The organism is Bacillus sp. Au-Bac7 (genome assembly GCF_021341655.1).
Lineage (GTDB): Bacteria > Bacillota > Bacilli > Bacillales > Cytobacillaceae > Niallia.
Genome location: NZ_JAJTTG010000001.1, coordinates 1,083,689 through 1,106,140, shown reverse-complemented (window position 1 = coordinate 1,106,140; position 22,452 = coordinate 1,083,689). Strand labels below are relative to the sequence as shown.

At 37.7% G+C, this 22,452-nt stretch carries 22 protein-coding genes; 14 read left to right on the top strand and 8 right to left on the bottom strand.

Going from position 1 to position 22,452, the window contains the following annotated elements; genetic code table 11:
* Window positions 1-122 precede the first annotated feature (122 nt).
* The 3 genes from LXM54_RS05680 to LXM54_RS05670 form a co-directional block, all read right to left on the bottom strand.
* Entirely contained in the window at window positions 123-1,196 is a 1,074-nt protein-coding gene (locus tag LXM54_RS05680; RefSeq protein WP_233314108.1) for a hypothetical protein, read from the bottom strand.
* Window positions 1,197-1,254: 58 nt separating this feature from the next.
* On the bottom strand, window positions 1,255-1,641 hold the full coding sequence (locus LXM54_RS05675; protein ID WP_325169556.1) for a YiiX/YebB-like N1pC/P60 family cysteine hydrolase: 387 nt from the start codon (window positions 1,639-1,641) through the stop codon (window positions 1,255-1,257).
* Between the two features lie 170 nt (window positions 1,642-1,811).
* The gene (locus LXM54_RS05670) at window positions 1,812-2,084 is read right to left on the bottom strand and encodes a hypothetical protein (RefSeq protein ID WP_233314107.1); all 273 of its coding nucleotides are present in this window, start codon (window positions 2,082-2,084) and stop codon (window positions 1,812-1,814) included.
* Between the two features lie 243 nt (window positions 2,085-2,327).
* On the opposite strand from LXM54_RS05670, the gene LXM54_RS05665 reads away from it, so the two are divergent.
* The 4 genes from LXM54_RS05665 to LXM54_RS05650 all read left to right on the top strand — a co-directional run bounded on the left by LXM54_RS05665 (window position 2,328) and on the right by LXM54_RS05650 (window position 4,938).
* A complete protein-coding gene (locus LXM54_RS05665; RefSeq protein ID WP_233314106.1) occupies window positions 2,328-2,861 on the top strand; it encodes a glucosaminidase domain-containing protein in 534 nt (177 codons plus the stop codon).
* On the top strand, window positions 2,846-3,088 hold the full coding sequence (locus tag LXM54_RS05660) for a M23 family metallopeptidase (RefSeq protein WP_325169555.1): 243 nt from the start codon (window positions 2,846-2,848) through the stop codon (window positions 3,086-3,088). The genes LXM54_RS05665 and LXM54_RS05660 overlap by 16 nt, the downstream gene beginning before the upstream one ends.
* A 352-nt stretch (window positions 3,089-3,440) precedes the next feature.
* Complete coding sequence (locus tag LXM54_RS05655; protein ID WP_233314105.1) at window positions 3,441-4,367, top strand: DNA/RNA non-specific endonuclease; 927 nt, start codon at window positions 3,441-3,443, stop codon at window positions 4,365-4,367.
* A 289-nt stretch (window positions 4,368-4,656) separates the two neighbouring features.
* Window positions 4,657-4,938, top strand: coding sequence for a hypothetical protein (locus LXM54_RS05650; RefSeq protein WP_233314104.1), 282 nt, complete (start codon window positions 4,657-4,659; stop codon window positions 4,936-4,938).
* 207 nt (window positions 4,939-5,145) lie between these two features.
* On the opposite strand, the gene LXM54_RS05645 is transcribed toward LXM54_RS05650, so the two are convergent.
* On the bottom strand, window positions 5,146-5,319 hold the full coding sequence (locus tag LXM54_RS05645; RefSeq protein ID WP_233314103.1) for a YjfB family protein: 174 nt from the start codon (window positions 5,317-5,319) through the stop codon (window positions 5,146-5,148).
* A 372-nt stretch (window positions 5,320-5,691) separates the two neighbouring features.
* Between LXM54_RS05645 and LXM54_RS05640 the strand changes: the two genes are divergently transcribed.
* Complete coding sequence (locus LXM54_RS05640; protein ID WP_233314102.1) at window positions 5,692-5,937, top strand: hypothetical protein; 246 nt, start codon at window positions 5,692-5,694, stop codon at window positions 5,935-5,937.
* Between the two features lie 330 nt (window positions 5,938-6,267).
* Here the strand turns inward: LXM54_RS05640 and LXM54_RS05635 are convergent, their stop codons facing one another.
* Entirely contained in the window at window positions 6,268-7,629 is a 1,362-nt protein-coding gene (locus LXM54_RS05635) for an arsenic transporter (protein WP_233314101.1), read from the bottom strand.
* An 861-nt stretch (window positions 7,630-8,490) separates the two neighbouring features.
* Here LXM54_RS05635 and LXM54_RS05630 point away from each other — a divergent pair.
* The 6 genes from LXM54_RS05630 to LXM54_RS05605 all read left to right on the top strand — a co-directional run bounded on the left by LXM54_RS05630 (window position 8,491) and on the right by LXM54_RS05605 (window position 15,370).
* Complete coding sequence (locus LXM54_RS05630; RefSeq protein ID WP_233314100.1) at window positions 8,491-8,811, top strand: hypothetical protein; 321 nt, start codon at window positions 8,491-8,493, stop codon at window positions 8,809-8,811.
* Between the two features lie 696 nt (window positions 8,812-9,507).
* Window positions 9,508-10,425 carry an ATP-binding cassette domain-containing protein gene (locus tag LXM54_RS05625; RefSeq protein ID WP_233314099.1) on the top strand — a complete coding sequence of 306 codons (918 nt, stop codon included), beginning with the start codon at window positions 9,508-9,510 and terminating at the stop codon, window positions 10,423-10,425.
* Window positions 10,418-11,197 (top strand): ABC transporter permease, encoded by a 780-nt coding sequence (locus LXM54_RS05620; RefSeq protein WP_233314098.1) that lies wholly within the window; start codon window positions 10,418-10,420, stop codon window positions 11,195-11,197. The genes LXM54_RS05625 and LXM54_RS05620 overlap by 8 nt, the downstream gene beginning before the upstream one ends.
* Window positions 11,198-11,207: 10 nt before the next feature.
* Window positions 11,208-11,879, top strand: coding sequence for a response regulator transcription factor (locus tag LXM54_RS28210; protein WP_233314097.1), 672 nt, complete (start codon window positions 11,208-11,210; stop codon window positions 11,877-11,879).
* 18 nt (window positions 11,880-11,897) lie between these two features.
* Window positions 11,898-12,812: a sensor histidine kinase gene (locus LXM54_RS05610; RefSeq protein WP_233314096.1), complete on the top strand. Its 915-nt coding sequence runs from the start codon at window positions 11,898-11,900 to the stop codon at window positions 12,810-12,812.
* Between the two features lie 269 nt (window positions 12,813-13,081).
* The gene (locus LXM54_RS05605) at window positions 13,082-15,370 is read left to right on the top strand and encodes an NTTRR-F1 domain (RefSeq protein ID WP_233314095.1); all 2,289 of its coding nucleotides are present in this window, start codon (window positions 13,082-13,084) and stop codon (window positions 15,368-15,370) included.
* A 106-nt stretch (window positions 15,371-15,476) separates the two neighbouring features.
* Here LXM54_RS05605 and LXM54_RS05600 read toward each other — a convergent pair whose 3' ends face one another.
* The gene (locus LXM54_RS05600) at window positions 15,477-16,103 is read right to left on the bottom strand and encodes a DUF1796 family putative cysteine peptidase (RefSeq protein ID WP_233314094.1); all 627 of its coding nucleotides are present in this window, start codon (window positions 16,101-16,103) and stop codon (window positions 15,477-15,479) included.
* 192 nt (window positions 16,104-16,295) lie between these two features.
* Here LXM54_RS05600 and LXM54_RS05595 point away from each other — a divergent pair, with 192 nt between their 5' ends.
* Complete coding sequence (locus LXM54_RS05595) at window positions 16,296-16,520, top strand: hypothetical protein (RefSeq protein ID WP_233314093.1); 225 nt, start codon at window positions 16,296-16,298, stop codon at window positions 16,518-16,520.
* A 98-nt stretch (window positions 16,521-16,618) separates the two neighbouring features.
* On the opposite strand, the gene LXM54_RS05590 is transcribed toward LXM54_RS05595, so the two are convergent.
* Together LXM54_RS05590 and LXM54_RS05585 are read right to left on the bottom strand one after the other, a co-directional pair.
* Window positions 16,619-17,761, bottom strand: a complete 1,143-nt coding sequence (locus LXM54_RS05590; protein ID WP_233314092.1) for a zinc-dependent alcohol dehydrogenase — start codon at window positions 17,759-17,761, stop codon at window positions 16,619-16,621.
* A 133-nt stretch (window positions 17,762-17,894) separates the two neighbouring features.
* Window positions 17,895-18,806 (bottom strand): LysR family transcriptional regulator, encoded by a 912-nt coding sequence (locus LXM54_RS05585; protein WP_233314091.1) that lies wholly within the window; start codon window positions 18,804-18,806, stop codon window positions 17,895-17,897.
* Window positions 18,807-18,951: 145 nt separating this feature from the next.
* Between LXM54_RS05585 and gdhA the strand changes: the two genes are divergently transcribed.
* Together gdhA and LXM54_RS05575 are read left to right on the top strand one after the other, a co-directional pair.
* Window positions 18,952-20,343 carry an NADP-specific glutamate dehydrogenase gene (gene gdhA / locus LXM54_RS05580; RefSeq protein ID WP_233314090.1) on the top strand — a complete coding sequence of 464 codons (1,392 nt, stop codon included), beginning with the start codon at window positions 18,952-18,954 and terminating at the stop codon, window positions 20,341-20,343.
* A gap of 595 nt (window positions 20,344-20,938) precedes the next feature.
* Entirely contained in the window at window positions 20,939-22,438 is a 1,500-nt protein-coding gene (locus LXM54_RS05575; protein ID WP_233314089.1) for a malate:quinone oxidoreductase, read from the top strand.
* Window positions 22,439-22,452: the final 14 nt, after the last annotated feature.

Sequence of the window (22,452 nt, the reverse complement as noted above, 5' to 3'; positions counted from 1 at the left end):
TCAGGGCTTTTCTTATTTATAAAGTTGTTTTTTGAGCAATTGCTAATATCCTAACCCTGAATATCCAATAAACTAGTGGTCATGAGATGAATACATTTTCAAATCTGTTGAATTTTATCACTTTATAATTCTATATTATCTACAAAATAAATTGGATCGTCACTTTCTAGTAGGATAGTTTTTATTACTTTCAGAGTAGTAATATCTCTAACTGTAATTATTGTTTTATCATTTACGTATGAACGTGTATATACTTCGGGTTTTGAGTCATCAACATTTAATATTTGTTCATCTGTATTACTAGAAATGATTTGCATCGTAGGTGTAGCTTTATCAAAGTTTAATTTAGCTAGATAGGACTTATCTTCATCATTTAGTTTAAAGTTTATTAGTATTGTGTTATTGTCTATGCTAACATTTTTATTATAAGTTATAATCTTAGGGTTACCAGAAAAGGGAGCGAAAGAATGGAATGGAAATTTTTTGATATTTAAGTCGCTGTCTATACTAACTATATCTCCATTGAACATAAATAAATAAAGTTTTTCATCTGGACTAGTATAAGTAAAATAATTAGGCATATTATCCAAGTGTATTTCTTCTAAAGGTTTAAAGTTACTATCCATTTTTTTAATTTGTAAGATACCTTTTTGATCATTAATTGCAGATTTGTTTATACCTACCGCAATTACATAATTTTCTAGTACGGTTATATCATGTGTTCTGAATGCTTCTGATAAGTAATTGCATTTTTTTAAAGTAATATCGCAATATTCATTCTGATTATTGGAATCAAGAATAGTTATTATAAATTCAGAATTACTTTTTTTAAAATACTTTTCTATATATTTTTTTTGTTTTGTTTCTATCAAACTCATTTTCTTTGTTTGGGGATTATAATTAATAACTTTATTGTCATTTGAATATGCACCGCTGGCAAAATAAAAATTGTTATCAAATTTAAATACATCTGAAGGAGCGAAGAGTGAATCTTCTATATTGTACTTTTGAATTTCATTTCCATTTAAGTCAATCTGTTTTATATATCCATCTTGGGTAAAAGGTGTATGGAAATGAAATAGCAAATAACCGTTATTTTTTTCTAAAGAAAACTTTCTTATATCAGTTACAGGTTTTTCTAATTGGATACAACTACTTAGTGTAAATACAAGTGAAATTACTAGGAAAAACTTCATATCATTCTCCTTCCGTCAGGATAATATAGAAAAGCATTTAAACAGAAATCGTGTACAGTTATTGCACACGATTATCAAGGTTACTTAGTATGGATTTTTTTTTATATGAAACGGTGTCATAATCTGCAGCTATATCATAAGGTAAAACAGTTATTAATTTTGGTTCACCACCTCCAATACTGTATCCAGCAGACTTCCAAGCTTTATAAACTAATTTAGAGCAATACCACTGTGATTCATTACCTATCGTAGTTTTCAGTTTATAAGGGTCACCTACTTGTTTCATCGCATAATTTACAGCATTGATATATGCTTTATCAGGTGCATTTTTTACATAATATTGTTGTTCATCAGGAACAGTTGACCAATACTTTGAGGCAGATTGATGTACCACTCCTGGTTTAGGGAGAGCTTCAATTACTTTATCTTTCGTAGTACTTAATATCCCTGCATGTCCATGAGCAAAACCACCTGTTTTAGCCCTAAAACTTATCAGGATATCTCCTTTCCCACTCCAACCGCTTATGGCTCTTGAAGCACCTACTTTAGATTCATTAACGAACTCAGTATTTCCTTTTTGGTTTGCAACATCATATAAAAGACTGTCAATTTCATTTAAACTATTAATTTAGTAGAGGTTTTGTCAGCAACCAAGTCTGGATCATTTTCTAAAAATTCTTCGACAATATCTGTCCCTTGCAAACTAAAGTGCTGTTTTTCGTCCTCTGTCATGTTTTTATCGTTCTTTATCTGCTCTTTAATTGAATCAAGTTGTAACATCACTTGATCATAGGATAAATTTTGTTCCTTAGCATTACTGCTTATTGGATTAAAGCTACTTCCAATAATGAATGCAGCTAAGGTAAAAGTAGATATTTTTTTAAACACATTATTTCCCCTCCAACATTAAAAATGTCTAATGAACCGGTTCATGGAAATATTACCATATTATTCAGTTAATTAATTTGGTTTTTGGTTTTTGTTATAAAGAATTCAAAAATAGAATTATAATACTGTTTACATAAATCTATTTAATAATTTTATCTCAGTTAGATAGGTGAAGTGAGAGAGAATTAGGATTAATAGTAAAGTATTGTCAGTTGTTTTGTAACTGGAGAGATTAATAAGTCGATGTGGGAGGAGTCTTTTTCTAAGGCTGGTGTACTAAAGAAGAAGGGAAATAAGATAATAGATATTGCTGAGGAACAGGGAATTGACCCTGTTCTTTTTACGTCCATAGCTTTTCATGAAACAGCATGGGGAACGTCTAAAGCTGTAATAGAAAAGAATAATCCCGGCGGCTTAATGTCCAGTAATGGTTTATTTGTCTTTGTTAGTTTAGATGAAGGGTTAGAAGCAATGGGAGTTACACTTCATAACCGAATCTTAATCGACGGTAAAAGTACAATTGAATTGTTAGGACAAGTGTACGCGCCGATTGGGGCAGAAAATGATCCAACAGGATTAAATGTTCATTGGGTTCCAACAGTATTGGAGATAGTCGGAAAGTTAGGGGGACTAACAAAAAACTGTGATTCATCCAGTTTGGGAACAGGAAGCTATATCGTGCCTGTAGATAATCCCGTTGTTACTTCTGGGTTTGGCATAAGATGGGGAACGCTTCATAAGGGTATTGATTTGGACATCCAATTGGTAGACCAGTAAAAGCAGCTGATGCAGGAACGGTTACAGTTGCGAACACTCGTGTAGTGCCAGGGTATAGTGGCTATGGACATGTTATTCAAGTTCAGCATGGAAGTGAATGGACACTATATGCACATTTAAGTGAAGTGCATGTAAAAGTTGGGCAGAAAGTTAAACAAGGAGAGGTTATTGGTGAGGTGGGGAATACAGGAGACAGTACGGGTCCTCACTTGCATTTTTTATATTAGTAAAACGTACTAGGTGGACAAATACATCCTGCACCTTTTATGAGATATTGTAATGAATAACGAAGTTTTAAATATGAACATTAGAAAACGGATGGACATGTAGAACTATAGTATAAGCTAAAGAATATTATATTGTGATGTAATACTATTAATCTGTATAATAAAAAAGAAGAGGTATTTTTTCTTATTGTGATGGTGCAAATAGGATATAAATAAGTTTATCTTAAATACATTATTATATCTTGATATTTAAACCATTTCGTTTCATGAAAAATTGAACGATAACCCAGCATTAATCTCTGTTAACATCCCGAGTTTAATAGAATTATTATAGGAGAGTACTAAAATAAAAATGAACTATTTAATCTTACTTTTAACGACCATCTTTCTTGTTGGTTGTACCAACGTAGAAGATGTGTCTATCACAGATGAAAAGACAGATTCACAAGAAGTAACCACAGTTAATACAGATAAAACTAGTGAAAAAGAAGAAGCTGATACTGCGTTGGTTAATGAACCAGTGGAAGAGGAAACACCAACCGAAACAAATAAGGAACTGTTCTCAGGGTACAAACTTATTGAAGTGGATGGTGGTGATTTGTCTGGATATCGTGAACCTAATGTCGTCGTTGACATTGGTTATGGGGACCGTAAATATTGGGCATTTACTAATGAATACGGGCAGCTAGTTCGTGTTATTGCTGATGAAATCACTCTTCAAGATGACGAGAACGAACCTGTATTATCGTCTGGCAGATATTACTCTGATGAGGCAAAGGTTCCTGGTGTCGAAAGTGACGTTTTAGATGAAGGACATATCATTGCTGATTCTCTGGGAGGGGTATCGAATGCTTACAATATTACTCCACAAGATAGTACGCTTAACCGACATGGTGATCAAGCTTATATGGAAGACGCAATCCGTAGAGCAGGTGGAGCCACTAATTTTGAAGCAATAATCACATATCCGGATACGAAAACGCAGATTCCTTCAAGTTATCAGTATACCTATACTTTAATGGGGAACGAGATTGTAGATACATTTGACAATGTGAACCCTGATGAAGTGAACGCATCTCTCGGTTTAACAGGCAGTAAGCCTTCTGATTCAACTAGTTCAAACACAGATGGTGATATTTCTAGTGTTGATACAGACGGTAATGGACAGGTGACGATTAAAGAAGCAAAAGCAGCAGGGTTCAGTATGCCAATAACGAGTGACCATTGGTTATACCCCTATATGCACGATGCTGATAAGGACGGTTTGGTAGGAGAGTAAGCCCTAGAATTATGAGGCAAAATAATATAGGAATGAGAGAACATTTAACTCGTTGGAAGTTTTATAACAATTTGCGAATGGATGTTTGTATATGAACAACTGAAATCAATGGTTGTATCATCTAGATTTGTATGGTTATTATTTTTCGTTAACAAGAGCATCTATCCAAAAAGGATGAATGCTCTTGTTTCTTATGTCTAATATCTCAAAAATAGAAAATAAATGAAACGTTGTTTTGGAATTTATGGTAAAATGTGGATGTTGACTAATTTTGAGGATGGGTGACGTAATGGAATTAGCGGTTTTTAGACCTGTTTTTATTACCATGATTTCGGTTTTGTTATTGTTACTGATTTTAATTCAATTTAAAGAGAAATGGAAGCAACTCAATGGATTTACTGTTATAAGTATTTCATTAGTATGTTTAATAGTGGGTGCTATTAATATCTGGCAAGAAGGTATCGTTGTAGATGAATTTAATTTAGTAGGAGATGCTGTATCATTTGTAATGTTTCTTGTTATTGTAGTTCTATCTTTCCTTAATCCTGTATTGTTTAGTATTAAGAGATAATAATTTTTATTGCTGTTTCTAGATAAGGTGAAATCAGAGTTGAAAAAATCGAAACGAAAAAATCCAACTATTATATACAGAGGTGGATTTTCAACAGCATATAATTTACACCCAACAAAATACAGGTAAAAAGCGTAAAAAAATGTAAGGGTAGTTTTGGAGAAAGAAAAAAATGCATCCCATTAAGAATACATTTTTTATGTAGATTTATCCTTTTAGGTCAATAGAATTACCTAATGTTGGATGTGGAGCTTGAAGCATTTCCATCATTTGTGTTGCAGTTTGCTGAGTATTATCCATAGACATTTTAGTTAATGCTAAGCTTACACTTTGACTAAGTGAAGCTTGGTGCATGCTAACTGATAAAGCTGGAATATCCAAGAAACTCACCTCCCTTATTATTATCGGCAAAATATAAAAAATCTAAATTACTGTATAGAATGAAATGCAGCTTGATGTGGAAGGGAACAGCTATAAAATGTAATGGATGATTAGCACTTGTACAGTTAGACTTAAAAAATGCTACAGATTCACATCTCCTTTAAAGCTAAATTTCAGCGAAGGGAGGTGAAGATTTAGGTAGAGTAATGTGGACAATGAGTATGTTGAATGAGATAAAATTCCTACAGATTTAACCCATTTGCAATAAAGTAAATGGCTTTAAATCAAGAAAAAAGGGTCTTGGTCAATGGAGTAGACATTTCTACAAATATACTAAATATATTAAAAATGTTAAAAAAAGGTGGTGTTGAAGTGAAGAGATATTCTGCTGCACTTTCTATTGTCTTTACGTTAATAGGTATTAGCCCGTTATTTATCTATGACATTGGCGAATGGTTTTTACAAATATTAATCGTTTCCATGGCAATATCCTTAATATTTGCCTTGTATGCTGAAAAAAATATTTGGAGAAAGATTGCTCTTTGGTTTCTTGGCTTAGTGTTTCTTGTACTCGTACTATTTTTTCTTGCAATGACTATACTTTGGGATGAACCTTAATTTATATAGTAAGATATCTGTTTTAGACAGGTGTTTTTTTATTTTTGAGATATAAAGGAGTAGGAAAGGGGAATTGATTGTTAAACTAAATTAGCTTATTTAAACGATAATAAAATAGTAAGTACATAAACTGACTATTATAGAAGTATGTAAAAATTCTCCCCCAATGGTGAACATAACTTATTTTGTCTGTCTGCCTTAGGGGGGAATATACTATTAGTTGATATAGGTGTTTCCAGAGTAATCTAACCTTTGGGTAATCTTTAGGGAGGATTACTCTTTCTGCATGTTTAAAGGATGGGTATTGTATGTGTCTCAATCGATATTTTTCTATTGTTGAAGTACACCAGCAAAAAGGGAAGAAACCCAGTAATATAGAATAATTAAGGTGAAAATTGTAGCAGGAGGAATTACTACGGCTGTTATTTTGATATAATCCCACCAACTAATGAAAACTTTACCTTTTCTGACGATATGCATCCACATTAAAGTGGCTAGTGTACCCATCGGCAGCAGTAATGCTCCCATGTCGCTGCCTATTACGTTAGCCAAGTAAGCAACCTTCAATTCAAGCAAACTAAGATCCATATGTGTCAAGGTAAGGGTACCCACCATTAAGGCAGGGTGGTTATTGAAAATATTGGAAAGAACTGTTAGCAGTGTACCCATTAATACACTCGCTTGAAGCAGACTTCCTGAAACGACAGGCTCCATAAAACCAATCAGCCAGTTAGTCAAGCCAATATTGTTGAGGCCGTAGATGATGGTATACATACTAAAGGCGAAGACGATGATATACCACGGGGTTTTCTTTAGCATATCAGCAGGGGATATTTTTAAATATATCCATCTCCAGGCTAAAAGAACGAGTGATCCGATGACAGCCATCACAGAAATCGGAATGTGAAGATAGGAGGCAAGAAACAAGCTACAGCGGACAGCAAGAACAAATAATAAAATATTTCTCATAAATTTTGAACGAGCTTTTTCTGATTCGTGTTGGATGACGGATTTTAATGGGTGATAGGAAGATCTAGACAGACCGGAAACTTGTACTGGAATTTTTTCGGGCAGGACTTTTTTAAACCGCAGAAACAGCAGGAAGGTCAAAAATAATAATCCAATACTTGATGGTACAAACATCATCGCTGTATGGAGCCATAAGTCCATATGGACAATTTTTAATGCAATTAGATTGACGATATTGCTTACACCAATTGGAGCACTTGAAGCAGTTGCAATTAGCGCCCCAGATAGTAAATAGGGGATTTTTTGATGATTTTTTAAGCGCATGTTGTTTAACAGCATGAGGAGAATCGGTGTTGTAATGAGTATGCTACCATCATTATTAAAAAATAGTGTCATTAGGAAACATAATAAATTGACATACCAGAATAAACGAATTCCTGATCCTTTTGCCATAGCTGCCAGTTTTTCTGCCACCCAATTAAAAAAACCAAAGCTTTCTAAAACAATTGCCATAACAATTGTTGCCATGATTGTAATAGCGGCGCCGCTGATTGTGTTCAATATGATGCCTAAATCGGAGAATGATACACTGCCGCAAAGCACAACAATAACTGCACCAACAGCTGCAGGCACTGCTTCATTCAATCCTTTAGGTCTCCAAAGTATTAACCCGAGGGTAACCAAAAAAGTGGCAATGGTTATCCAAACGGTGAAGTCGGCCATAAAAATACTCCTTTCATGTGATGAATAGTATGAATCTTTTTTGAAACGAAAGGGCATTTTCTCCGTTTGTAAGTAAATCCACTAATGTCTCTCCGTTTCATTTATCCCTCATGTGGTGCTGTACTATATCTATATGTATCACGATTAAGACAGGCCTTAGGTTTGTACCCTTTTTTCAATAAATCCACTAGAGTCTAAAAAATTCTACTCAATTACACAGAAGTTAACTGATACAAATGTAAAGGATGGAGTTGATGGGTGGTTTTGTCTGTGATTTCATTATGGAGAGATTTTTCTTAGATAAAGAAAAATCAGAAAGAGCATATATGATTGCTTCCTTCATGCTTTAATTTTTTATCTTGAAATTATTAAAAGGTAGAATTGGCTCAATGAGTTGGACAGAAAGTATTAGGGCTTGGAAATGGTAAGTCTATCTTGTTGATATATAATTAAAATCTTATTGGATTTATCTATCACGGATTATATAAATAAGAGTTTCCTTATGTAGTAAATATAGGCTTACAAATAGCAATCTAAATAAGCATGTTAGATGAGAAGAGGCGAATGGTAGAAAGAATATTTTTTTATCACAACAAATATTGGCCGAGTACTAGTTTTAGCAAAAGGCAGTATTGATGCGATTAATTTATGGAGTGATTATAGAAAGAAGCAAGCTGAAGAGGAGGGAATTTTTTTGAAGATATCCAATAGTTGTTGGCTGATGAAATATGAACTTTTAAAACCAAATTAATGCAAGCATTCGAATAATCTGGTGTTTTTGTTTTAGAAAAAATTTTCAGTCTCACCTTTTTTATGCTCCTGAATAATATGCCTTGAGTTTAAAAAAAGGGGAGATTGGGTATGGAAAACGTTAGAGATTTTGATGAGTCCTCAAGTCAACAGCACCATAAAATGAGTCATCATCATGAGCATCATAAACACAAGCATCATCAAAAATGCCATAAACTTTTATTTCAGTTTGTTCAAATTGAGACAAGAGACGATGAGATTCACCAAGGTATTCTTCACAGTTATGATGATGAGAATGTTTATATATTAGTATCAAACCAAAGTGGGAATGATAACAATCGCTTATTTATTCCATTTGGAGGGTTTGGTCTGTTTGGATTCCCGTTTTATGGTATCAGAAGATTTGGACCTTTTTATCCTATTTGGTGGTAAAAGCTTGCTCACATAGAATAGAGTGAAGCTAATACATTTAATGAAAAAGCCGGATATCTATTTTTAAGATAAAGCATGGCTATATAGAAATTGAAAAATCCCTGATGCAGAATCAGGGATTTTTTCAATTTCTAGAAAGGTTTATGACCATAACTGAATTTACTTAAATTCAAATTTCCTATAAAAAATCTCCACCCCAATATCCTTTTGCAAATAGAAATGATATCATAAACAAATGGAAGAGAGGTGTCTATAGATTTGGTTAAATAGAAGTTAATATGGAATTGTGGGCAATAATAATACAGTATTTTTAACTTTTGCCAAGTCTATTTAGTTATGCAATTTATGGATAAATACTCTGACTTAGTGTTTTTCATTATAGCTGTTTTTTACTTTTATATGCGTGTTGTAAGAGATATAACATTTAACAGCTGGATACAAGTTTTTGTAGATGTAATTATGATTATTGGTGCTGTTATGTTTGCTATTTCTGTGTCTCTTACTATCCTCAGACGATTAAGGGAACGGAAAAACAATAAGGTAGGCTGAACAATTACTAGAAACGGAAGCATTCCACAACAACTGTGGATGCTTTTTCTTTTGCTGAATTCTTTATACTTTTTTTATACTTTTCTAGTCTAATTATTTATACCTCTCACTTATTCTAATAACATCTACAATGAAGGGATGAAATTTATGGCAGAAACAATTCTTAAAGCTGCAAATGTTTCGAAGGTATATGGCAAGCATAAAGCGCTTGATAAAGTATCAATTGAAATTAAGCGCGGGATGATCTATGGCTTGATTGGCGAAAATGGTGCAGGTAAATCGACTTTTATGCGGACGGTAATGGGATTGATATCTATTGATAGTGGGGAAATGGAACTATTTGGGCAATCAGGTGTAAAAGGCTTGCAGCGGGCACGAAGGAAGATGGGGCAATCTATTGAAACGCCGGCTCTTTATCCTGAGTTAACCGCACGGGAGAACTTGCGTGTTCAAGCGGCAAATGGCGGTGTGAGTGAACGTGAAATGGATGCTTTGCTGCAGTTAATGAATTTAAGTAATACAGGCAAGAAAAGAGCAAAAAATTTCTCATTGGGAATGCGCCAGCGTTTGGCGATTGCGTCAACACTTATTACTAATCCTGAGTTTCTCATTTTAGATGAACCGACAAATGGATTAGATCCGTCAGGAATTGTGGAAATGCGTGAGATTATTCAACGGTTGGTAACAGAACGAGGGATTACTGTGTTGCTTTCTAGTCATTTGCTTGATGAGCTTTCCCAAGTTGCGACCCATTACGGTATCTTGCATGATGGCAAACTGATTAGTGAATTTTCGCGGGAAGAGCTTGCGAAAGAAACTCGTCAATATATTGAATTAGAAACAACAGAGGTCGAAAAAGCTATTGTCGTTTTAGATGAATTAGGAATAAAGGATTATACAGTTATGAATAGGACAGAGATTAATATTTATGAACAGCTCGATGAAGTTGCTACTATAAATCGTTCATTAGTGCTGGCAAATGTAAATGTTTCACGAATTGGCACAACGAGACAAAAGCTCGAAGATTATTTCTTGCAGTTAACGGGAGGAAATAAAAATGCTTAATCTTTTAACAGCAGAAAAGATAAAATTAGTACGCAGTAAAAAGCTATGGATTGTTCTAGGCATACTTTCCATACTTCCTGTCATGCAAGCTATAAATAGTAAAATGATGGTCCATTATGGTACAGAACTCATTCAAGCGATTGATACTGTAGTAAATGGTGCATCCAGTGTTTTGATGATCGAGAAAAATGCTTTAACTATTTTGCTTGTTATGAGTGCCTTTATCAGCTTCTTTATCGGCGAAGAATTTCAAAATGGTACGATTCGAAATGCATTATCTTTAGGGCGCAGCCGGACGCATTATTATTTGTCTAAGTTAATTGTAGCAGCACTGCTAGGCATTATTGGAGTGCTGGCAATGACTGGGTTTGGCATAATCAGCTTTTCAGCTGTATTTGGCTTTGGTGAGCTTGGAGGTATTAGCAATTACAGCGAATACGCCTTTAAGGCTTTTAGTATACTGTACTTATTAATTCTGGCTAATGTGTCTATTTATGTTATGATTACGTTTATGACAAAAAACAGTGGGATTTCCTTGATTTGGAGTTTCCTTTATACGATGGCTACAGGTTTTGGTGCAGGGATTTTTCAGCAAACAACGCACTTTAAACAAGTAACGTTTTGGTTTACAGAATCCTTTCTGTTTTATTCAGATTTCGCCAGCAAAACAGATATCGCAAAATTTCCTGAGATGATATTGGTGAGTCTTATTACAATCATGTTATCATCAGCTATAGGAATCATTCTGTTTAATCGAACAGATATAAAGTAGGTAGATTAGTGTGGCAGTAATATTAATTATAGAAGATGACACCGCCGTTCATTCTTTGATAAAAGAAGCAATGGAAATAAATGGCTTTAATACACTAAGTGCTTATTCAGGCACAGAAGGTAAAATGTTAGTCGAAAATAACCAAGCAGATGTCATTCTTTTAGATTTGATGCTTCCTGGTATGAATGGTGAGGAATTTCTACAACATATTAGAAGTACTTCTAGCATTCCTGTCATTGTCATTTCCGCAAAGATTGACCAGCCTTCTAAGTTACAATTGTTAACGAACGGTGCAGATGATTACATCACGAAGCCCTTTGATGTAAAAGAGCTGCTTGCCCGAATTGATATTCAACTGCGCCATGCAGCAAAGGTTACAGCTGAGCATCGGCAAGAAATTCATTATAAAAATATCAGCCTTAATTTAGATACCCGTGAAGTAAAGCTAAGTGATCGGGCACTCCACCTTACTGGTCGTGAATTTGCAATCCTTCAATTACTTATGGAGAATCCCCAAAAAGTTTTCAGTCGTGCTAATATATATGAAAGTGTCTGGAACGAACCTTTTTTCGATAATGATAAAACGATTAACATGCACATAAGTAATTTACGAAATAAGCTTAATAGTAATGGGACCAACTATATTAAAACTGTCTGGGGCATCGGCTTTAAATTTGATTAATGAAAGGGCGTGAATGTTATGTGGATATTGTTCTTCTTCTTAGCATTGGCGCTGCTTGTTTATATATTTTTCTTAAAACGAGAACTGCGAAAATTAACAAGGGAAGTAAAAGAACTATCAACCCGCGCGAGCTTCGGAAGCAGGCTGTATCTTGATTTCCGCGAGAAGGCATTAATTCAATTAGTTGATGAACTAAACCAAATGATAGATGAATTTGAGCATAGGAATCACCAAGCTAAACAGATGGAAGAGAATGTGAAGTTATCAATTGCCGGGCTTTCCCATGATTTGCGAACACCGCTTACTTCCATCAATGGCTATGTGCAACTCTTAAATGTAGCTGCAGATGAAGCTAAGAAAGCCCAATATATTAGTATTATCGAACATTCCGTTCAGCGTTTAATTGAAATGACAGATCAATTTTATGACTTAGCACGAATGGAAACAAACCAAAAAGACATAGAATTAACTTCGCTTTCGCTTGTCACTATAGTCGAGGACATCTTTTTGTCTTTTTATGAGCAGCTAGAAGAAAGGAAGATTGAACTTCAATTCTCTGAACATAAACAGGATAATAGGATAATTGCAGATAAATTAATGTTAATACGTGTCATTCAAAATATTGTGCAAAATATCCTTCGTTATGCCAGTAGTCATGCAGCGATTAGCTATCGAATGGAAAAGGAGTATTTTCTATTAACGGTGAAAAATGATATAAAACCAGATAGTAAAATAGCGATTGATAAAGTATTTTCGCGTTTTTATACTGAGGTCTCTAGTCGAACAAATACAGAATCAAGCGGGCTAGGTCTTTATCTTTCGAAAAAGCTCGTGGAAAAAATGAATGGGAAAATGGAGGCGGAGCTTAAAGGGAATTGGTTTATTCTTACCATACAGCTTCCAGTACATAGAACGAATATTAATACTGTTTAGTAGTTTATTATGGAAAAAAGCAAACGATTCTTCTTTGAGGAGAATCGTTTTTTGTATTCTATAATACCTAATTCTTATAATCGTTAACCAAACTTAGGGGTTGTGCCTTCTCATAGATTTAATAACTTGAGTTAGTAGACCTAAATATTATAGGTTTATCCATTATTTTGAAAATGTACTATCAAAGCAGAGGTATGCGCATAAACGGTTTTTTGATTGCTTCATACAATACCTTTGTATTCTAGTTTTTTACAGAAAGGAGAATGAGAATGAGTTTACTAAATTTAATTGGGAACAGTGGTTTTGAAACAGGCGATCTAAGCAGCTGGATTTCAGAGAATGCCTCTGTGACTACCCAGTATTCCCATTCAGGTGCATACTCAGCACTTCTTGAACAAGGAGAAGGATCGACTTATTTAGGGCAGTTTGTTTCAGCATCTGCAGGAGAAAATCTTGAGCTAATTATATCGTTAGCTAAGCTTGATGATCTTCCAGCACCAGCAATGCTGTTACAATTGTTCTTTTTTGATGAGAATTTCCAGCTTCTTAATACAGGATTGTCCAACTATATTCCTCCCGGTAGATTACCAGATGCGGGAGTCAGTATTTGGAAGGAAGTCTACTTGACTGCAAGCAGTGCACCGAGTGAAACACGCCAAGCATATTTATTAATCAGCGTTATTCCTTCGGAGGGAACTTCAAATGTGCTAGTAGATGATGTAGCTCTTCTAACAGCAACCGGCATTATAGGCCCAACCGGACCGACTGGACCGACTGGACCAGCGGGAGCAACAGGAGCAACAGGCCCAACAGGTCCAGTGGGAGCAACAGGAGCGACAGGCCCAATCGGTCCAGCGGGGGCAACAGGAGCGACAGGTCCAATCGGTCCAGCGGGAGAAGTAGGTCCAACAGGCCCAGCCGGTCCAGCAGGAGAAGTAGGTCCGACAGGAGCAACAGGCCCAGCCGGTCCAGCAGGAGAAGTAGGTCCGACAGGAGCAACGGGCCCAGCAGGAGAAGTAGGTCCGACAGGAGCAACAGGCCCAGCTGGCCCAACAGGAGAAGTAGGCCCGACAGGAGCAACGGGTCCAGTGGGAGAAGCCGGTCCAACAGGAGCAACAGGTCCAGCGGGAGAAGCCGGTCCGACAGGAGCAACGGGTCCAGCGGGAGAAGTAGGTCCAACAGGAGCAACAGGCCCAGCAGGAGAAGTAGGTCCAACAGGCCCAGCCGGTCCAGCAGGAGAAGTAGGTCCAACAGGCCCAGCCGGTCCAGCGGGAGAAGTAGGCCCAACAGGAGCAACGGGCCCAGCGGGAGAAGCCGGTCCAACAGGAGCAACAGGAGCAACAGGCCCAGCGGGAGAAATAGGCCCGACAGGAGCAACAGGCCCAGCGGGAGAAGCCGGTCCGACAGGAGCAACGGGCCCAGCAGGAGAAGTAGGTCCAACAGGCCCAGCCGGTCCAGCAGGAGAAGTAGGTCCAACAGGCCCAGCCGGTCCAGCAGGAGAAGTAGGCCCAACAGGCCCAGCCGGTCCAGCGGGAGAAGTAGGCCCAACAGGAGCAACAGGCCCAGCGGGAGAAGTAGGTCCAACAGGAGCAACAGGCCCAGCGGGAGAAACAGGCCCAACAGGTCCAGCTGGCCCAGCGGGAGAAGTAGGCCCAACAGGAGCAACGGGTCCAGCAGGAGAAGTAGGCCCAACAGGAGCAACGGGTCCAGCGGGAGAAGCCGGTCCAACAGGAGCAACAGGCCCAGCAGGAGAAGCCGGTCCAACAGGTCCAGCCGGTCCAGCGGGAGAAGTAGGTCCAACAGGAGCAACGGGTCCAGCGGGAGAAGCGGGTCCAACAGGAGCAACAGGCCCAGCAGGAGAAGCCGGTCCAACAGGAGCAACAGGTCCAGCGGGAGAAGCCGGTCCGACAGGAGCAACGGGCCCAGCGGGAGAAGTAGGCCCGACAGGAGCAACAGGCCCAGCCGGTCCAGCAGGAGAAGTAGGTCCAACAGGCCCAGCCGGTCCAGCAGGAGAAGTAGGTCCAACAGGCCCAGCCGGTCCAGCAGGAGAAGTAGGTCCAACAGGCCCAGCCGGTCCAGCGGGAGAAGTAGGTCCAACAGGAGCAACGGGTCCAGCCGGTCCAACAGGACCGACAGGCCCGACAGGCCCAAGCGGTGATCCTTCTGTTTCTGCATTGTTCTTCGACCAAGCTGCCGCAGCATTGGCTTTACCTTTAGATGCGGCAACTGTTGTGAATACTGTTGCTGTTCCTGTCACTGCTGGTAATGAGGTGAAAATTGATACGTCACAGCAGCTGGATTTTGTTACTGCTGCGGATTGGGGTATAGATTTTAATGTAAACATCAGCAGAGATGGAACGGTGATTGATACGCAAGGAATTAGCCGGGACGGAGCAGCTGCCGGGACGCAGCGGTTTATTGCTTCTGTTACTGTTGTCGATGTTCCAGCGGAAACGGGGACAGCTACGTATACGGTAACGATTGAACCAATTACAGCTACAAATGTTACTGCAGCCACTTCGGAAAATCGAAAGACAAATATCATTCGCTTTGTATAAGGATATGTATTTGAAAAAGGAGTAGGTTCGCCTACTCCTTTTTTTATTTGGGCAAGAAAAAGGATGCACTGTTTTGGATTGCATCCTTAAAAGTCTTACTATACATTTATTTTACTAATGTGATGCCTTCAAATATTGACTGCCATAGATGATCGTTTCCGTCCCAAATTTCATCATTTGGTAATTCAAGTACACAGACATTGCTGATGCCCCAGTCCTGCTCGATGATTTCTTTTACTGGTGCATGGTTGACGATTAACAGGCGATAAGAGTTTTTAACTAGATGGGATAATTCATTATTTAACTCAGTCGCTCCTTCTAATGTTGCTTCTGTTCTAATAAATAATAGGTTTGGGGATGCGGACAAAGCTTCCATGAAACGATTGATTCGTTTTTGATATTTTTCTTGAACTTGCGGCAAACTTCCCAGGTGCTCCAATGTGTTAACATCTTTTTTAAAATCATGATTAAAGCCAATATTATATAGTTTATCATGTACAAGTATGTCATCCTCATTAACATACTGCAGCGGCTCTAGGTTTTCTTCTTTAAGAAAATCGGCGAAATTTGATTGAAATAAGATGATAATCTTAAATAAATTCGGTGTGCCTACCCAATCGAATGGTCCAGCTTGTTGTCTCAAATTAAATTTCCTCAATTTCAAAGCAGGAATGCAGTTTTCTCCTAAACTAAAAATTTGATTATATTCTCCTTTAATATCAGCAAGTTTCATTCGTTTTTCCCCTACGTTCAAATTTTTATAGTTTGTAAACATTTACTTTATACTATATTAAATGGTTATTTTTACAAAAGGCTAAGCTATATGTGGATAATTTTTAAAAAGGGCAATCATCACTAACAACTGGATAAATATGGACAGTTTTTTCTTCTTAAATAGGGGAATGTTTATAAGGAGGTGATAGTGATGGATGAAAAGAAAAAGTCAGGCCTAAATAATGCTCATACAAATATGGACAACCCTGAACAATATCCTACCGAAAACGAAAGCCTATTTGATAAGTTTGAAAGTGAACAAGCAGTGGATTCATTGCCGATGGAAGATATAAAAGAAGAATATCGGGAAGAAAAAGCAAAGCATGATACGAAGAATACATCTTCTAGTGAAAAGAAATATAAAACAGGAATGTAATGAAGATAGCAATAGCAGCTGTATGTTTTAACAGCTGTTTTTTTTATTAATAGGAATATAAAAAAGACTCGGCATATTATTGCCGAGTCTAAAGTACGTTATGGCTTAAGTATGACTTTAATTACTTCATCCTGATGATCATTAAACATTTGATAGGCATTGCTGGCGTCATCAAGGGAAATTCGATGTGTAATGATTTCTGTCGGGTCAATTTCTCCTGTTGTTATCTTATCAAACAGCATTGGCATATAGTGAATAACAGGGGCTTGGCCAGTTTTTATGTTAATATTTCGTTCAAATATTTGTCCTAATGGGAACATATTGTATTTAGAGCCGTAAACACCTGTTAATTGCATCGTTCCGAATTTACGAACAGCATTTAGTCCGATTTCTATAGCGCTTAATGTCCCGCCCTGGATTTTCAATTTTTGTCCGATTGCTTCAATTGTTGATTTTTTTCCATCCATTCCAACACAGTCAATCACGACATCTGCTCCACCGGCGGTTATTTCTTTAATGAAATTTCCTGCATCCTCATGTTCGTCAAAATTAATTGTTTCGACTTTATTCATGTTTTTGGCATGGTTTAAGCGGTAGGGGATATTATCAACAGCAATGACGCGCTTTGCACCTTTCATCCAGGCGAATTTTTGGGTCATTAAGCCGATAGGTCCGCAACCTAATACGACCACTGTGTCTCCTTTTTTTACTCCAGAGTTTTCGATACTCCAGTACGCTGTTGGCAGTACGTCAGACATAAACAGCAATGCTTCGTCTTCCAATTCGCAGCTTTCAGGAATTACAAATGGCATAAAGTTTCCGTATGGCACACGCAATAATTCTGCTTGGCCGCCTTGATAATCGCCGTAACGTTCTGTGAAGCCAAAGTATGCACCAGTATCGGTAATTTGCTTGTTTGGGTTAGAGTTATCACATTGACTTTCCATATCATGTTCACAATAATAACAATGGCCGCATGAAATATTAAATGGAAGTACAACGCGGTCTCCTTTTTTGACTTTTGTTACCTCAGATCCTACTTCTTCGACTATTCCCATTGGTTCATGCCCAATTACATAGTCCTTCTCAGCAGGAATAGCGCCTTGATAGATATGCAAATCAGATCCGCAAATCGCTGTCGAAGTAATTCTGACAATAATATCGTCCTTTTTATGAAGCTTCGGATCTGCGACCTGCTTTACTTGTACATCTTTTGTTCCTTGAAACGTCACTGCTTTCATGTCAAAGTATCCTCCTCTTTAGTAGGTGTTACTTACTACTTACCCAAACTTTTATATGGCAAACTATTTTACTATAGAAATAGTCTTTATCAAGGAGGACGAAAAAACTGTCCTGTATGCAGGACAGTTTAAATCATTGTTTAAATTCATTCAATCTTTCATATGTTTCCAGCAAAAAGTCATAAAATAATTCCTCTGTTGGCAAAAGCTTTCTTTGCGTCGGATAGATGACACCAACCGTTCTGGTCAGATTGCTGTCTGCAATCGGAATAATAACGGTAGAGCGGGGCGTATTGTCGACCAGCGTCATCTCAGGCATTAATGCAACCCCTAAACCAGCGGACACTAACCCTTTTAATGCATCAATATCCTTGCCTTCAAAGGCAATACTCGGTGAGAAGTGAGCGTCCTTGCATGCTTGTACGACTTGTTCTCGAAAGACGAAACCTTCTGGCAGCACACAAAAGGGCTCATCCTTTAAGTCACGAAGTCTTATAGAGGCTCTGTTTGCTAATGGATGATGGTTTGGAACTAATGCAACAATATTTTCCGTGAAGAGGGTAGCTCCTTTAATCTTCGGCTCTTTTTCCTGATTTGGCATTGGCGCCATCATGGCTAAATTGAAATCACCTTTGATAACACCATCGATTAAATCATAATAAAGAGCATTGCTCATTTGAAATTTAGCCTCAGGGTATCTTGTCCTAAATGCATAGATGATCGATGGCAATGTGTGTGCTGCCATGCTGATTGGAAAGGCAATTCTGACGGTTCCTTTTTCAGGGTCTAAATATTCCTTTACCTCTCTTTTGGCATCCTCCATCATGTTCCACACCTGTTTCATTCGTTCAAAAAAGATTTTTCCTAAAGGTGTCAGCTTTACACGGCGGCCTTCGCGGATGAACAACTCGATTCCTAATTCCTCTTCTAAATTGAATATTTGCCTGCTGACAGAGGATTGCGCAATATGCAAAGCATCTGCTGCTTCTGTTACATGTTCCCGTTTTGCGACTTCTAAAAAGTATTGAATTTGCCTTGTTTCCATGTTTTCAACTCTCCTAATGCGTTTAACGCATGAATCTCATCCGAAATTAGTATTGGAACTATCAATTATAAAATTATAAAATGAAACCACATTTAAGAAAAGGGAATTTTCTAAAACTTAAAACATCTTTAGGAGCTGAGTTCGAATGAAAGTGGTGGAATATATGGAAGTAGCACAAACAAATGAAGTTGAAATCGCAAAAGACTATGTTAATCATTTATATAAACAGGTAGTGGAGCGTAATCCCCATGAAATAGAATTCCACCAAGCGGTAAAGGAAGTACTGGACTCTTTAATTCCTGTTCTTGCGAAAAACCCTGAATATATAAAAAAATCTGTGCTGGACAGAATCGCAGAACCTGAACGGATGATTAGCTTTAGAGTGCCGTGGGTTGATGATAATGGTAATATCATGGTGAACAGAGGATTCCGCGTACAGTTTAACAGTGCGATTGGTCCTTACAAAGGCGGACTGCGTTTCCATCCGTCTGTTAATGCAAGTATTATTAAATTTCTAGGGTTTGAGCAAATTTTCAAAAACTCTCTAACTGGCCAGCCAATCGGCGGGGGGAAGGGCGGCTCTGATTTTGATCCAAAAGGAAAATCAGATATGGAAATTATGCGCTTTTGCCAAAGCTTTATGACAGAGCTAGCAAGACATATTGGCCCAGATACAGATGTGCCTGCTGGAGATATTGGTGTCGGAGCAAGAGAAATTGGTTATATGTTCGGCCAATATAAAAAACTGAAAGGCAGCTTTGAAGCAGGAGTGCTGACAGGAAAAGGCATCGGTTATGGAGGAAGTCTTGGCAGGAAAGAAGCAACTGGTTACGGTCTAGTCTATTTTGTCGAAGAGATGCTTAACAATAAAGGCTTAGGTTTTAAAGACAGCACAGTAGTCGTATCTGGTTCTGGAAATGTAAGCATATATGCAATGGAAAAGGCCATGCAGCTAGGCGCAAAAGTTGTAGCTTGCAGTGATTCAAGCGGCTATATTTACGACCCAAACGGAATTGACTTAAATACAGTAAAGCAATTAAAAGAAGCAGAATCTAAACGGATTTCAGAATATGTTAACGAGCATCCAAGCGCTACCTATTCTGAAGGCTGTGCAGGAATTTGGCAAGTCCCTTGTGAGATTGCTTTGCCAAGTGCTACGCAAAATGAGCTGGACAAGGAAGCTGCCAATATCTTACTAAGTAATGGAGTAAAGGCAGTCGGTGAAGGTGCCAATATGCCGTCCACACAAGAGGCAGTCGATCTTTTTATTGAAAACAATGTTTTATTTGGACCAGCAAAAGCAGCGAATGCTGGCGGAGTTGCTGTGTCAGCATTGGAAATGGCACAAAATAGTGCAAGGCTTTCTTGGACACAGGAAGAAGTCGATCAAAAGCTCCAAGTAATTATGAAAGATATCTATAGTAAGAGTATGCAAGCTTCTGAAGAATATGATGTACCAGGCAATCTTGTAGCAGGTGCTAATATTGCAGGCTTTAAAAAAGTGGCTGATGCTATGCTCGAACAAGGTGTTATTTAAGTAAAAGTACAGAGATAAAAAAAGCAGGTCACTTTAAAAATGACCTGCTTTTAGTTATAGGAGGAGAATAACCTGTTCATTGAATTACTGGGAAATTACGGTTCCTCATTAATGTGGAAGAGCAGCTTATAAAGCTTTATTTAAGTTAATAACAGGAGTTTAAATATTAAGATTGAATCAAATAATAACCTTTTATCTTACGAGAAATAATATATTAGAATAGTATTTTTTAAAAGGGTTATGTTTGTTTAGATAGGTTATGGTGTATGCGGTTTTAATAAAATATATTCTTTTTGCATAGAATGTAAGGAAGGAACGTACAAATTGCATTTTTTATGAACGAAGCATATTGACTGATAGAGGAAGGAAAGAGTGCTTTATATAGGGATTTTTTCTTAAATGGCAGGTAGAATTAGAACTTATCCTTTTTAAAATGATGTAAATAGTATATAATTATCAGATAAAAGAAGATATTTTTATCTGTAAATAATTATAATAGATAACAAGAGTGTCATAATGAAAGACAGAAATGGTGTGTTCATATCGAGCGCCAGCATCCTTTCTGCGAATACAATAATGTAAAGGGAAGGTTAATATGAGCGAAAGAGAAACTAACACAGATGTTTTCTTAATTGGTACTGGAATTATGAGCGCAACATTGGGGACACTTCTGAAAGAATTAGTACCTGACTGGAAGATTACAGTATTTGAGAAGCTTGCTAACACTGGAGAGGAAAGTTCAAACGAATGGAACAACGCTGGAACAGGGCATGCGGCACTTTGTGAGCTGAACTATACGGTTGAAAAGCCAGATGGCTCCATCGATATTAGCAAAGCAATTAACATTAACGAACAGTTCCAATTATCCATGCAGTTTTGGTCTTATTTAGTAAACAGTAAGCGCATACATAACCCGAAAGACTTTATTATGCCATTACCGCATATGAGCTTAGTGGAAGGGAAAGAGAATGTAGAATTCTTAAGGAAAAGATTTAAAGCGCTGTCAAACAATCCCTTATTTCAAGGCATGGAGTATTCTGAAGATCCGCAAAAACTGAAAGAGTGGATTCCCCTCATCATGCAGGGAAGGAATATAGAAGAACCGATAGCAGCAACTAAAATTGATTCTGGAACAGATGTTAACTTCGGGGCACTAACAAGGATGTTATTTGATCATTTAGGCAGCAATGGTGTAAAGATTAAATACAAACATAGTGTTAATGATATAAAAAGGACTCGTGATGGCTTATGGGAGCTAACAGTCAGAAATCTTGAGCGAGGAACGGTCGAACGCCATAAGGCTAAGTTTGTCTTTATCGGAGGCGGAGGCGGAAGCTTGCATCTTCTTCAAAAAACCGGTATCCCTGAAAGCAAGCATATTGGAGGATTCCCGGTAAGCGGAATTTTTATGGTGTGCAACAATCCAGCTATCGTTGAGCAGCATCATGCAAAAGTTTACGGCAAGGCAAAGGTTGGCGCACCGCCAATGTCTGTTCCTCATCTAGATACAAGATTTATTGATAATAAAAAATCGCTGTTATTCGGACCTTTTGCCGGCTTTTCACCAAAGTTTTTGAAAACTGGTTCTATGTTTGATTTAATCACCTCTGTGAAGCCAGACAACATTATCACAATGTTATCAGCAGGTGCAAAAAATATGGGATTGACTAAATACTTAATTCAGCAAGTTATGTTATCAAAAGAGCAGCGCATGGAAGAACTGCGAGAATTTATTCCGAATGCAAAACTAGAAGATTGGGATTTAGTAGTAGCAGGGCAGCGTGTGCAAGTGATTAAAGATACCGAGGATGGCGGCAAAGGAACACTGCAATTCGGCACAGAAGTTATCACTGCCTCCGATGGTTCGATTGCAGCATTGCTCGGTGCATCACCAGGTGCTTCAACAGCTGTTCATGTCATGCTTGAAGTAATCCAAAAATGCTTTCCGCAGCATTTTAACGAGTGGGAGTCAAAAATTAAGGAAATGATCCCATCCTACGGTCTATCCTTAATGGAAAACCCTATCCTTTTAGAAGAGGTACATCATGCAACAGCAGAGGCACTTCTATCGAGTGCAAAAGAACCTATTCTTTAGTTGAAAAGCTAGTA